This is a genomic window from Flavonifractor porci (assembly GCF_037572415.1).
GTDB lineage: Bacteria > Bacillota > Clostridia > Oscillospirales > Oscillospiraceae > Flavonifractor > Flavonifractor porci.
In genome coordinates this window covers 45,556-58,344 of record NZ_JBBHLB010000013.1, presented here as the reverse complement: position 1 = coordinate 58,344, position 12,789 = coordinate 45,556, and the positions used below count along the sequence as shown (strand labels likewise).

Below are 12,789 nucleotides of genomic sequence, written 5' to 3'. Positions count from 1 at the left end.
GGTTCCTCCATGAAATATGTTCTGGGCGCCAAGTGCGTCAAATGCGGCAAGGAGTACGCCGCCGTCCCCGATCTCACCATCTGCTCCTGCGGGGGCATCCTGGATATCCAGTACGACTACGCCGCCCTCCGCCGGGATCTTTCCCGGGAAAAGCTGGCCCAAAACCCGGACCGCTCCATGTGGCGGTACCGCCCCCTGCTGCCTATGGAGGAGGAGTCCGCTCCCCCACCCCTGCGGGTGGGCTGGTCCCCCCTCTATGAGGCGGACCGGCTGGGGGCAGAGCTGGGGCTGAAAAAGCTGTACATCAAGGACGACGGCCAGAATCCCACTTCCTCCCTGAAGGACCGGGCCTCCGCCCTGGCGGTGGTCAAAGCCAGAGAGGCGGGAGCGGACACCATCGCCTGCTCCTCCACCGGCAACGCCGCCTCCTCTCTGGCGGGCAATGCCGCCGCGGCGGGACTGCGCACCTACATCTTCGTGCCCAGCAGGGCCCCCAAGGGCAAGGTGGCCCAGCTGCGGATCTTTGGCTCCACCGTCATCAGCGTGGACGGCTCCTATGAGGACACCTTCGAGCTGTCCAAGGCCGCCATTGACAAGTGGGGATGGTACAACCGCAACGCCGCCATTAACCCCTACCTGTCCGAGGGCAAAAAAACGGTGACTCTGGAGATCATGGAGCAGCTGAACTGGCAGGTACCCGACTACATCGCCCTCTCCGTGGGGGATGGCTGCACCATCGCCGGAGCCTGGAAGGGCCTTGTGGACCTGTACGAGGTGGGCCTTATTGACTGGCTGCCCAAACTCATCGCCGTCCAGGCGGAGGGCTGCTGCCCCCTGAACCGGGCCATCCAGACCGGACAGCCCTGGTCTCCCATGGCGGAAAACACCCTGGCCGACTCCATCGCCGTTGGGGTGCCCCGCAACCCGGACAAGGCTCTGAACGCCATCCGGGCCTCCCATGGCGTGGCCGTCAACGTGTCCGACGAGGAGATCCTCTCCGCCATGCCCCTGCTGGGCCGCACCCAGGGGGTGTTCGGCGAGCCGGCCGGAGTGGCCGGTACCGCCGGCGTGAAAAAGGCTCTGGAGCTGGGCCTGATCTCCCCCGACAGCACCGTGGTGAGCATCGTCACCGGCAACGGCCTCAAAGACGTACAAAACGGCATCAAGGCCGCCGGAGAGCCCATGATGGTATCCCCGGATATGGACGCGCTGCTTTCCGCCTTTGACCGGGCGGGCATCCGTCCCTGAAATCCACCAAAGAAAGGAACTTCATCCATATGAACGAACGTGCCGCCAAGGTCGGCGTCTGGGCCTACCTGCTCTTTACCGTGGCCAGCTTTGCTCTGGCCCTCTTCTATCTGCTGAACGGAGGCTTCCGTTCCAATGTCTCCCTGATCGCGCTGCCCGTATGGATGGGCTACACCGCCTTCACCACCATTAAGAGCGTGGCCGACCTCATCGGCGCCCAGAACCGTACCGCCAACTTCACCCGTATGCTGGATCGCTGGCAGGATGCCTTCGGCAAGCGGGGCTCCGCCCTTGCTCTGCTGGCCTTCATGACCATTGTCACCGGCGCCATCAAACTGGCCGTACCCTATATCCTGTTCCAGCTGGGCGTACAGTTCGCCTGACAGAAGCAGAAAGGAGCGCTTCATCATGTCTATCCTCATCCAAAACGGCACCCTGATCTGCCCGGAAGGCCCGGTACAGGCCGACCTGCGGGTGGAGGGAAACAAAATTGCCGAGATCGGTCCTGGCCTTCCCGTGGGGGACAGCCAGGTCATTGACGCCGCGGGCAAGCTGGTCTTCCCCGGCTTTATCGACACCCACACCCATTTTGAAATGAACAAGGGCACCATCAGGGAGACCGCCGACAACTGGGAGAGCGGCACCCGGGCCGCTCTGGCCGGCGGCACCACCTGCGTGCTGGACTTTGCCGAGCCGGAGCGGGGGGCCTCCCTTCAGTCCGCCCTGGACGAGTGGCACGCCCGGGCCGATGGCCACGCCAGCTGCCACTATGGCTTCCACATGACCATCAAGGACTGGGACAAACGCATCATCGCGGAGATCCCTCAGATGACCGCCCAGGGCGTCACCTCCTACAAGGTGTACCTGGCCTATGCCAATATCCGCATCTCCGACGGGGTGGCCTACGAGGTCATCAAGGCCGTGGGCAAGGAGGGCGGCGTGGTGGGCTGCCACTGTGAAAACGGCGACCTCATCGACCGGGCCATCGCCGAGCTGAAGGCCGCCGGCAAGCTGTCCCCCGCCAGCCATCCCCTGTCCCACACCGCCGCCATGGAGGCGGAGGCGGTGGACCGCTGGCTGGCTCTGGCCGAGCAGGCGGGCTACCCCGTGAACGTGGTCCACCTGTCCACCCAGCGGGGCCTGGAGGTGGCCCGTGCCGCCCGGAACCGGGGCCAGAAGGTCTATCTGGAGTCCTGCCCCCAGTACTTCACCCTCACCGAGGACAAGTACCACCTGCCCGGCTTCGAGAGCGCCAAGTATGTGTGCGCTCCCCCCGCCCGGCCCCAGTCCGACGTGGACGCCCTGTGGGAGGCCCTGGAGCACGGTGAGATCGACACCATCGGCACCGACCACTGCTCCTTCAATTTCAACCCCACCAAGATGCTGGGCAAGGACGACTTCTCCGCCATCCCCGGCGGCATCCCCGGCACCGAGCACCGCCCCCCCATCATGTACACCTGCGGCGTGAAATCCGGCCGCATCACCCCCCATCAGATGATGCTGGCCCTGGCTCAGCACCCCGCCCAGCTCTTCGGTATGTTCCCCCAGAAGGGCGCTCTGGCGGTGGGCAGCGACGCCGATATCGTAATCTTTGATCCTGATTATACCTGGCGTATTACCGCTGAGGCCCAGTATCAGCGGGTGGACTACACCCCCTACGAGGGCATGGAGATGGCGGGCCGCACCGACACGGTGCTGCTGGACGGCCAGGTGGCGGTACAGGATGGCAAGGTGGTCCGGGAGGGTCTGGGTCACTATGTGTCCCGTGGCCCCGCCCAGTTCTGGCGATGAAGCGCATCGGCGCCGTGCTGCTGGCCTCCGGTCTGGGCCGGCGGTTTGGCTCCAACAAGCTGTTGACGGCGGTAGAGGGCGTGCCCCTCTACCGCCGCGCCATGACCACCCTGGCGGGTGCGGGGCTGGACCGGCTGGCGGTGTGCTCTCCCTATCCGGAGGTACTGGCCGCCGGGGAGCAGCTGGGTTTTCTTCCCCTGTACAATCCTAATGGTGCAGAGGGTATTTCCGCCTCTATCCGCCTGGGGGTGTCCCGGATGGGGGACATGGACGGGGTGCTCTTTTCCGTATGCGACCAGCCCTTTTTGACCACAGATAGTATTATCAGACTAAAAAAGGCCTTTGAGGAATCAGAAAATGCCATCTGTGCCCTGTCCTGGGGAGGAAAACGGGGCAATCCCGTCCTCTTCCCTGCCGACCTGCTGGACGAGCTGGCCGCCCTCACCGGGGACACTGGCGGCGGCGCGGTGGTGAAGCGCCACCCGGAGCGGCTGACCCTGGTGGAGGCGTTTTCCCCGAAAGAGCTGGCCGATGTGGATCAGCCGGAGGACCTAGACTCATAACAGCAAGAGCAGGCCTCAAAGGGATTCGCTCTTGCTTTGTAACTTTTTTCCAACGCATATTTCTTTTTAAGATTTATTTCAGGTTGCCACTATTGCCCTGGTATGCTATAATCTAGACTACGAAATAAACGTATTTCGTTTATTTTGACCTCCGCCGTATTGCGGCTGAAAAAGAAAGGAAGAATGTTATGAAGAAGCGCGCATTGACTCTGCTCCTGGCTCTGGCCATGATCGTCAGCCTGGCTGCCTGCGGCGGCGGCGGTGGTCCTGCCGGCTCCTATAAGATGACCAAGATGAACGCTGCCGGCGTTGAGATGAACATTGAAGATCTGGCTGCCATGGCCGGTGTGGATATGACCGTCACCCTGGAGCTGAAGAGCGACGGCAACTTCACCCTGGACATGAGCGCTCTGGGCACCGGCAGCAACGTTTCCGGCACCTGGACCTCCAGCGGTAACACCGTGACTCTCTCCAGCGAGGGCGAGGATATTGCCGCTACCCTGAACGGCAATACGCTGGTCATGGAGCAGGACGGCCAGTCCCTTACCTTCGAGAAGCAGTAAGTCTGTTCTCTTACTTATCAAAACGCCTGTGAACCGGACTGTCCCATTTGGGGCAGTCCGGTTTTTCTTCCAGTCTCTGACCTTGCGTCTTTCCCGGGGGACATGCTATAATAATGTCTGCTGAATAAACTGAAAATCGGTTTATTCACGGGGCGGTAGCCGCGCAATTCCACAAAAATGGCTCAAAAGAGCCTCTTTTGTGGAATTCAGCCATTGCTACAACGCGTATTTTCACTGGCGCGTTGAAACGCGCCAGTGAAAGGTGCAAGGTTTTTAGCCGAAATTGTCCAAAAACCTTGCACTTAAATAAAGCCATTTGGCCTTGAAAGCCTTGCTTTTCAAGGCTTGTGGCTTTGTTCAGTACACATTATAATGAGGCCCTACAACCACCTGCCATATACGCAAGAAAGGAAGGACCTTATGAAGCTGATCCGAACCCGACTTCTTTTGCCTCTGTTGGCAGTTCTGTTTCTGACTGCGGGACTGACCGCCTGCGGCAGCGCCCCCCAGAGCGCCCCCACTGATCCCAGTGCCGACGTGGTGGGTATTTACCGCCTGCACACCATCTCCGCCGCCGGGCTGGAGCTGGACGCCGACGCGCTGAGCGAGACTATGGGCACCCAGATCTCCATCCAGCTGGAGATCAAGGCCGACGGCACCTTTGCGCTGGACACCGCCATGCCTGATCTGAACCGCCAGGAGACCATCTCCGGCGCCTGGAGCCAGAAAGACGGCGCCCTCACCTTCGCCACCGACAGCGAGGAACTGCCCGTTACCCTTGCCGACGGGCTGCTGACCCTGGAGCAAAACGGCCAGAGTTTGGTATTTGAAAAGACCTGAGCCCACGCCGCGGCAGACGGGAACCTCCCGCCTGCCGCGTTTTTTTGCAAAAACGGCAGGGGCCGGACGCCCGCTCCTGGCGTCCGGCCCCTGCCGAAGGAAAGAGGATACAATGAAATGAAAAGAAACTGTCTCTTGCGAGTATTATCATACCCAAGAGATGTTAACGAAAAAATCCTCAGGTGTTACAATTCCGTTAAATCTTTCACCCACTCTGTAAAGATCCTGTGAAGAACAGCGAAACGGGCAGCGTTGCGCTCGCTGCCCGTCTCTTATGATTGGAGGATAGAATGAAAAGAAGCTTTGTCTCTTGCAAGTGTTATCCTACCAGTGGGTTGTTAAAAAAGGTAGCTTTGTTTGTTACAATTTGATTAAATGTACAAAAAGGCCGGCTTCTTTACCTCAAATTCTGGAAGAAACTTTGCAGCAGGGCGGTACATTCCTCCTCCATCAGGCCGCCGTAGATGCGGGGATGGTGGTTGAACCGCTCTTCAAACAGATTGAGCACCGACCCGCAGCACCCCGCCTTGTCGTCCTTGGCCCCGTAGTACAGGGCGGGGATGCGGGCATTGACAATGGCCCCGGCGCACATGGGGCAGGGCTCCAGAGTGACGTACAGGGTGCAGCCCGTCAGCCGCCAGCCCCCCAATGTGCGGCAGGCCTGGTGGATGGCCTCGATCTCAGCGTGGCCCAGAGCGGTGCGGGCGGTCTCCCGCCGGTTGCGGCCCTCCCCCACCACCACGCCCTCCTTCACGATGACGCAGCCTACCGGCACCTCGCCCTCCTCCATGGCCTGACGGCCCAGCTCCAGGGCGCGGGCCATATAGTCCCGGTTCTCCATCCGCTCTCCTCCTTTTCAAATGCGTCCTTTGTGGTCATGTGTCCTTATATTTGTTATAGCATAATTCCAACGGCTATGCTATACTATTTGAAGGAAACCAAACTTTTTTGCAGGTGATCGTTTTGGTCGAAATCGTTCTCATCGCCGTCAGCCTGGCCCTGGATGCCTTTGCCGTTTCGGTGTCCAGCGGCATCTCCATCCCCGGCTTCGGCGGCAGACAGGCCGTGAAAATGGGGATCTGGTTCGGGTGCTTCCAGTTTGCCATGCCGCTGATCGGCTGGCTGCTGGGCACCAGCGTCAGCCAGTACATCGAGGCAATGGACCACTGGGTGGCCTTCACTCTGCTGGCTATCATCGGCGGCCGGATGGTGTGGGGCGCTCTGCGCCACGGCGCCGGCGAGGAGGAAGAAGCTCCCTCCGACCTGTCCGCCCGGCGGCTGTGCCTGCTGGCCATCGCCACCAGCATCGACGCCCTGGCCGTGGGCGTGTCCATGGCCTTTATGAACGTGCCGGTGCTCCTCTCCGCCGTGGTCATCGGCGTGGTGGCCTTTGTGCTGTCGGTGGCGGGCGGTCTGGCGGGCCGCCGGCTGGGGGCCCTGTTCCAGCGGCGGGCCGAACTGGTGGGCGGTCTGGTGCTGGTGGGCATCGGGATCAAAATTCTGGCGGAGCATACGATGGGAGGCTGAATCGTGGGCATTTGGGAACGTCTGAACCTGGACCCGGCGGCTCACCGTATGGTGGCCCTGGTGGGGGGCGGCGGAAAGTCGTCCACCATGTACGCCATGGCCAAACAGGCGGCGGACAGCGGGCGCAAGGCGGTGGTCACCACCACCACCCACATCCTCCCCCATCCCGGCCTGCCTCTGGCGGGGGATCTGGCCCAGCTTGCCGCCCTTCTGAAGGAGCACCGGGTGATCACTCTGGGGGCCTATGATGAGCGCGGCAAACTCACCGGCGCGGCAGACCCCGCCGCCTGTCTGGAGCTGGCCGACGTGGTACTCATCGAGGCCGACGGGGCCAAGCTGCTCCCCCTGAAGGCTCCGGCGGACCATGAGCCGGTGATCCCTCCCGCCTGCCATGCCGTCATTGCGTCGGCGGGCCTGGACAGCGTGGGCAAATCCGTGGGGGAGATCTGCCACCGGCCGGAGCGGGTGTGCGCCCTGCTGGGAGTGGAGCCCGACCACAAAATCACCCCCGCCGACGTGGCGGCCATTCTGTCCAGCCCTCTGGGCGGGCGAAAAGACGTGGGACAGGCCATGGCCTTCCGCTGTCTGCTGAACAAGGCGGACAATGACCAGCGGCGGGCCTGGGGAATGGAAATTCAGGAGCTGTTGGCCCAGCAGGGCATCCACAGCGCCATTACTTACTACAAAGAAGAGGAGCGGGGCGGACTATGCTTATTTTAGTGAAAGGCGCGGGAGATCTGGCCACCGGCACGGCGGTGCGGCTGTACCGGGCGGGCTTTCAGGTGGTCATGACCGACGTGGCCCAGCCCACGGCGGTACGGCGGACCGTGGCCTTCTCCCAGTGTATCTACGACGGTCAAACCACCGTGGAGGGCATCACCGCCCGGAAGGCGGAAAGTCGGGACCAGGTCAGGGACATTCTGGCCGCCGGAGAGATCCCGGTACTGGTGGACCCCCAGGCGGCCATTCTGACCCAGCTGCCCTTTACCGTGGTGGTGGACGCCATTCTGGCCAAGCGCAACCTGGGCACCACCATCAGCGACGCCCCCATTGTGCTGGCTCTTGGCCCCGGGTTCACCGCCGGGGTGGACTGCCACGGGGTCATTGAGACCAAGCGGGGCCACGACCTGGGCCGGCTGATCCTGGAGGGTGCCGCCATCCCCAACACCGGCGTGCCCGGCGACGTGGGGGGCTACACCACCGAGCGCATCATCCGGGCTCCCGCGGACGGGCCCTTTGAGCCGGTGGCTCAGATCGGCCAGCAGGTCAGCCTGGGGGACGTGGTGGCCCGTGTCAACGGCATTCCCGTCACCGCCCAGCTCACCGGCATCGTCCGGGGGATGCTCCCCGCCGGTATTCCGGTGACCGCCGGGATGAAGTCGGGTGACATTGATCCCCGGTGCCAGGTGCGCCACTGCTTCACCGTGTCCGACAAGGCCCGGGCCATCGGCGGCGGCGTACTGGAGGGTATTTTGTACTTTGGAAGGAGATTACACCTGTGGAACGACTGATTTTGTGCGGCGGAGGCCACGTCTCCCTGGAGCTGGCCTATGTGGCCGCCCGGCTGGAGTTCGAGGTCATCGTCATTGACGACCGGCCGGAGTTTGCCAACGAGGACCGCTTCCCCATGGCCCATCAGGTGCTGTGTATGCCCTTTGAGGAGGCCCTCAACCGGCTGGGCAGCCGGGACAGCGACTATTTTGCCATCCTCACCCGGGGCCACGCCTTTGACAAGGACTGCCTGGCCCAGGTGCTGCGGGGGCAGTACGCCTATGTGGGCATGATCGGCAGCCGAACCAAGGTGGCCGCCGTGTACAAGGCTCTGCGGGAGGAGGGCTTTTCCCAGGAAATGCTGGACGGGGTATACTCCCCCATCGGCCTGTCCATCGGGGGCCAGACCCCGGCGGAGATCGCCGTGGCCATTGCCGCCCAGCTGATCCAGGTCCGCTCTCAGCGGGGCCCCGGCGCCGTCAAGCCGCCGGAGGGGCCGGGTGTGCTGTGCACCATTGTGGAGAAGCACGGCTCCGCCCCCCGGGGTGTGGGCGCCTGGATGCTGGTGCGCCCCGACGGCAGCTGCGCCGGTACCATCGGCGGCGGCGCTGTGGAGTATGAGGCCAAAAACCACGCCCTGGCGCTGTGGCAGTCCGGGGGACAGGAGGAGGTCGTGGAGTACGACCTGTCCCACGCCGCCGCCGAGCTGGGCATGGTGTGCGGCGGCCGGGTGAAGGTCCGCTTTACGCCGAGAAAAATCTGACCGTACAGAGCCGCCGGGCATTGCCCGGCGGCTTTTTTGCGTCTGCTCCACAAAATGTCCCAAAAAATGAAACCGTTTGTACGCCAGAACCGTGTATAGGGCAGAAAGGAGGGCGGCTCACATGGACGAAGGATGGAGAGAGCCGGGCTGGCTGGCCCGGCAGTATGGTCCGGCGGTGTTTCGGCTGGCCTATGCCCGGACGGGCAGCCGGACCGACGCGGAGGACATCATGCAGGAAGTCTTTGTCTGCCTGCTGAAGGCAAAGCCGGACTTTACCGACCGGGAGCACGCCAAGGCCTGGCTGCTGCGGGTGGCGGTCAACTGCGCCAACGACTGGTTCCGGGCCCCCTGGCGGCGGCGGGAGGAGCCCCTCTCCCCCACCCTGCCCGCCTCAAACGGGCCGGAGGAGGGCGGCCTGGTGGAGGCGGTGCTGGCCCTGCCCCCCAAGTACCGGGCGGTGGTTCACCTGTATTACTATGAGGAGCTGAGCGTGGCGGAGATTGCCGCCATTTTGGGCAAAAGCCAGAGCGGCGTCAAGTCCCGGCTGTTCCGGGCCAGGGCTCTGCTGCGGGAATGGATGGAGGCGGATGAAGATGTTTCCCACGGACTATAAGCGGGAGATGGACGCTCTGGAGCCCAGCCGGGCCGCCATGGACCGGCTGGAGGCGCTGACAAAAGGAGAAGCGGAAGTGAAGCAGGTAAGACGGTTTGGACGCCGGGCGGTGGTGGCGCTGACTCTGTGCGCCGCCCTTGCGGTTTCCGCCCTGGCGGCGGGAACCGGCATCTGGCAGAGCATTTCCGCCAGGCAGGGCCCCTTTTCCCAGATCGCCCAGACCATTCATGGTGCCCTATGCACCGACCAGGGCATCGAGGTCCAGGTGCTCAGCGCCCTGGCCGACGATGTGCGGGGGCAGGTCTATTTTACCGTCCGGGACGTGACCGGCGACCGGCTGGACCGTCAGCTTACTCTGAAGGCAACGGCAGACAGCGATATCGGCGGCGAGCTGGTGGAGTACGATCCGGAAAGCCGCACCGCCCTGTTTGTGGCCCATTTAAACTATTATGACCCCCAGATTCATGGAGCTGTGGGAATCATCACAGGCCGGAAAAAGCAATGCGGCGGCACCATACGTCTGGCTCTGGACGGCATGACTACCCGAAACGGACAACTGGAGGCCTCCGCCTCCTGCGCCGGAGTGACCGATCAGCTGCTGGACAGCCTGCCCCTGTCCGACCAGGACAGGGTGGTCCTGCATATCGAGGAGAGCGGCCATACCCGGGCCATCCTGCCGGACCGGCAGGTGGTGCTGGCTCCCGGCCAGACCCCCATGGCCATGGAGGGTACGGAGGATGTGACCATCTCCTCCATGGGCTTTGCCAGCGACGGCCGCTTCCATGTCCGGGTGGCCTATGCGTCAGGGATCACCCACGACGATGTGAGCATGGGCTATTTCCTCTCCCGGATCTACCCTAAAGACGACAGCCAGGCGGGCCAGGAGAAGTACTGGCTGCCCATGGTGATCACCCAGGTGGACGGGGGCCTGGACGTAATGTTCCCCCTCATTCAGGCCGGCGAAGCCAACGAACTGGACGAAGTGTATTTTTACGGCTGCTATACCCTCCCGGGGGTGGTTATCCCGGGAACCTGGGACATCTCCTTTGAAATGACCTACCACCCCTCCACCACCCTGGCCTGGACGGGCGAGCTGGCCGGGCGGCAGGTGACCCGGGTGACGGTCTCTCCCATGACAGTCACCATGGACAGCAACGATACCGGCGGCTTCAGCTCCGACACGCTCTATGCCATCCTGAAAGACGGCACATCGGTGGCCGCCCAACCCTCTGTAGGTCAGTATGTCAACGTGGGACAAGACGTAGAGGTCATGCGTGCCTACAACACCTGGGAATTTGAGCAGCCCGTGGAGGTATCCCAGATTCACCATTTGACCCTTCTGGAGCAATCCATTCCCGTTCATTGACCCACATCTCTAAAGCCGCCGGGCGTGGCCCGGCGGCTTTTTGATGCCCTTGACATCCTCGTTTTTCCCCGCTATAATCTTCTACAGAAGAAGAACTTCTACAACAGACGAAGGAGGTGCAAACCATGAAGCAGGAGATCCGCCGCCTGCCCGACAGCGAGTTGGAGCTGATGCAGATCATCTGGGACAAGGAGCCCCCGGTGACCCGGCCGGAGATTGAGGAGGCCCTGGCCCATACCCATCCCCTGGCGCCCACCACCATCCTCACCTTCCTCACCCGGCTGTGCGACAAGGGCTTTCTCAAGCTGGAGCGTCGGGGCAAGGTAAACTACTACACACCGATTGTCACCAGAAAGGCCTATCTGGCCCAGGCCAGCCGTGGGGTGCTGGACCAGCTCTTCGGCGGCTCGGTGGCCGCCCTGGCCACCTCTCTGGTGGACGCCGGGGTGAGCCGCGAGGATTTAGAGGAACTGCGTAAGATGCTGGAGGAGGGACGGCTGTGAACCTTGTGCTTATCTGGGGCTACCGTCTGTTTGTGGCCGTCCTGCTGGCCGGCGGCATCGCCTATGCCTTCCATCGGGAGTGGAGCTACGAACAGCAGGTGGCCCTCACCGGCTGCACCAGCCGGGACAGCCGCGCACGCAGCACGGTGGTTTGGCTCACTCCCTGGTCCCTTCCCATTGTGGTAGCCGTGCTGTGGCTGATCACCCTGATCTATGCCGGTCCGGCGGTGGGGGCCGCCGTACTGACGGAGTTCTCCCTCCAGCTGATGGTGCTGCTCACCTTCTATTTCGGAGCGCTGATGCTCCTGCTTCCCCTGCTGCGGCGGAAGATCTCCGCCCGGGCCTGCGCCACCCTGTGGCTGCTGCCCGTCTTTCTCTATTACAACCTGACGGTCTGGCGGATGAGCTACCTGCCGCCCCTGGTGGTCCTGCGGGTGCCGCCCGGCGTGGTCCCCACGCTGCTGGGGCTGTGGGCGGCGGGCTTTGTGGCGGTGGTGCTGTGGCATATGGTCTCCCACTTCCGGTTCCGCCGGGCCATTTTACGGGACGCCAGGCCGGTGGAGGAGCCGGACGTGGTCAATCTGTGGTGGAAGGAACAGCGCCAGTCCCTGCTCAAGCAGCATATCAGGTTGGTCACCAGTCCCCATGTTACCTCCCCCCTGACCATCGGGCTGTTTCACTCCGCCATGTGCCTGGTGCTGCCGGAGCGGGCCTATACCCTGGACCAGTACCGGCTCATCTTCCGCCACGAGCTGCGCCACGTCCAGCGCCGGGACATAGACACCAAATGTTTTTACATCCTGTGTAAGGCCCTGTGCTGGTTCAATCCCCTGATGTGGCTGGCCGCCCGGAGGGCCTCCGCCGATCTGGAGCTGTCCTGCGACGAGATGGTGGTATACGGCGCGGATGACCAGACCCGCCGGGAATACGCCTCCCTCCTGCTGGAGTCCGCCGGGGACGACCGGGGGCTGTCCACCTGCCTGTCCTCTTCCGCCTCCAGCCTGCGCCACCGGCTGCGGGGGGTGGTCAGCCCCGGGGAGCACACCTCGGGGACCAAGCTGCTGGCCCTTATGATGGCCATCCTGGTGCTGTGCTCCGGCCTGGTGGGGGTGAGCGGCAGCTACGGCACCCTGGGAGAGGTGGCTTTGGCCTCTTACGGGCCGGACTACAAGGTGTCCTTTGTATCCATCGATGGGAGAACCCGCTACCGCGCTCAGCGGGATGTAGCCCCCCAGATCGGTGAGCCCCTGCTGGACTACCTGTCCGCCCTGCCGGTGACCAAGCTGGCCACCGGTCAGACGGTCAGTGACAGCGAGGGCAGCCACCTGAGCGCCTTTGTGGCCGCAGGGGACGCATATCTCTTTCTGAACCTCACCGACCAGCTGTGCTCCCTCCAGGACGTGAACAGCGACTCGATCTCTGCGGTGCTCTGCCGGGTGGACGGCCCGGTGGACTGGGATTACCTTGAGTCCCTGCTGGAATAATCCAAACAAAAGAGCGGCCCCGGCGCAAATGCGCCGG

The 12,789-nt window shown here is 63.0% G+C and carries 15 protein-coding genes; 14 read left to right on the top strand and 1 reads right to left on the bottom strand.

The annotated features are described in order from the left end of the window. Nucleotides 1-9 precede the first annotated feature (9 nt). From WHJ28_RS11835 to WHJ28_RS11810, 6 genes are all read left to right on the top strand, one after another. Entirely contained in the window at nt 10-1,248 is a 1,239-nt protein-coding gene (locus WHJ28_RS11835; RefSeq protein WP_340042323.1) for a threonine synthase, read from the top strand. Nucleotides 1,249-1,277: 29 nt separating this feature from the next. Further along, entirely contained in the window at nt 1,278-1,631 is a 354-nt protein-coding gene (locus WHJ28_RS11830) for a hypothetical protein (protein ID WP_340042322.1), read from the top strand. 25 nt (nt 1,632-1,656) lie between these two features. After that, a complete protein-coding gene (hydA, locus tag WHJ28_RS11825) occupies nt 1,657-3,039 on the top strand; it encodes a dihydropyrimidinase (RefSeq protein ID WP_340042321.1) in 1,383 nt (460 codons plus the stop codon). After that, nucleotides 3,036-3,602 (top strand): nucleotidyltransferase family protein, encoded by a 567-nt coding sequence (locus tag WHJ28_RS11820; protein WP_340042320.1) that lies wholly within the window; start codon nt 3,036-3,038, stop codon nt 3,600-3,602. Before hydA ends, WHJ28_RS11820 begins: the two co-directional genes overlap by 4 nt. Before the next feature lie 188 nt (nt 3,603-3,790). Next, complete coding sequence (locus WHJ28_RS11815) at nt 3,791-4,165, top strand: lipocalin family protein (protein ID WP_340042319.1); 375 nt, start codon at nt 3,791-3,793, stop codon at nt 4,163-4,165. A 420-nt stretch (nt 4,166-4,585) separates the two neighbouring features. Further along, the gene (locus WHJ28_RS11810) at nt 4,586-5,005 is read left to right on the top strand and encodes a hypothetical protein (protein WP_340042318.1); all 420 of its coding nucleotides are present in this window, start codon (nt 4,586-4,588) and stop codon (nt 5,003-5,005) included. Between the two features lie 397 nt (nt 5,006-5,402). Here the strand turns inward: WHJ28_RS11810 and WHJ28_RS11805 are convergent, their stop codons facing one another. Then, nucleotides 5,403-5,846, bottom strand: coding sequence for a nucleoside deaminase (locus WHJ28_RS11805; RefSeq protein WP_340042317.1), 444 nt, complete (start codon nt 5,844-5,846; stop codon nt 5,403-5,405). Nucleotides 5,847-5,959: 113 nt separating this feature from the next. Between WHJ28_RS11805 and WHJ28_RS11800 the strand changes: the two genes are divergently transcribed. From WHJ28_RS11800 to WHJ28_RS11765, 8 genes are all read left to right on the top strand, one after another. After that, nucleotides 5,960-6,532, top strand: a complete 573-nt coding sequence (locus WHJ28_RS11800; protein WP_340042346.1) for a manganese efflux pump MntP — start codon at nt 5,960-5,962, stop codon at nt 6,530-6,532. 3 nt (nt 6,533-6,535) lie between these two features. Then, the gene (gene yqeC, locus WHJ28_RS11795) at nt 6,536-7,252 is read left to right on the top strand and encodes a selenium cofactor biosynthesis protein YqeC (protein WP_340042316.1); all 717 of its coding nucleotides are present in this window, start codon (nt 6,536-6,538) and stop codon (nt 7,250-7,252) included. Further along, complete coding sequence (gene yqeB, locus WHJ28_RS11790) at nt 7,240-8,043, top strand: selenium-dependent molybdenum cofactor biosynthesis protein YqeB (protein ID WP_340042315.1); 804 nt, start codon at nt 7,240-7,242, stop codon at nt 8,041-8,043. Before yqeC ends, yqeB begins: the two co-directional genes overlap by 13 nt. Beyond that, a complete protein-coding gene (locus tag WHJ28_RS11785; protein ID WP_340042314.1) occupies nt 8,031-8,786 on the top strand; it encodes an XdhC family protein in 756 nt (251 codons plus the stop codon). Before yqeB ends, WHJ28_RS11785 begins: the two co-directional genes overlap by 13 nt. A 121-nt stretch (nt 8,787-8,907) precedes the next feature. Next, entirely contained in the window at nt 8,908-9,399 is a 492-nt protein-coding gene (locus WHJ28_RS11780; RefSeq protein ID WP_340042313.1) for an RNA polymerase sigma factor, read from the top strand. Beyond that, nucleotides 9,374-10,765, top strand: a complete 1,392-nt coding sequence (locus WHJ28_RS11775; protein ID WP_340042312.1) for a hypothetical protein — start codon at nt 9,374-9,376, stop codon at nt 10,763-10,765. Before WHJ28_RS11780 ends, WHJ28_RS11775 begins: the two co-directional genes overlap by 26 nt. Nucleotides 10,766-10,890: 125 nt before the next feature. Beyond that, nucleotides 10,891-11,268, top strand: coding sequence for a BlaI/MecI/CopY family transcriptional regulator (locus tag WHJ28_RS11770; protein WP_340042311.1), 378 nt, complete (start codon nt 10,891-10,893; stop codon nt 11,266-11,268). Further along, the gene (locus WHJ28_RS11765; protein WP_340042310.1) at nt 11,265-12,752 is read left to right on the top strand and encodes a M56 family metallopeptidase; all 1,488 of its coding nucleotides are present in this window, start codon (nt 11,265-11,267) and stop codon (nt 12,750-12,752) included. The genes WHJ28_RS11770 and WHJ28_RS11765 overlap by 4 nt, the downstream gene beginning before the upstream one ends. Nucleotides 12,753-12,789: the final 37 nt, after the last annotated feature.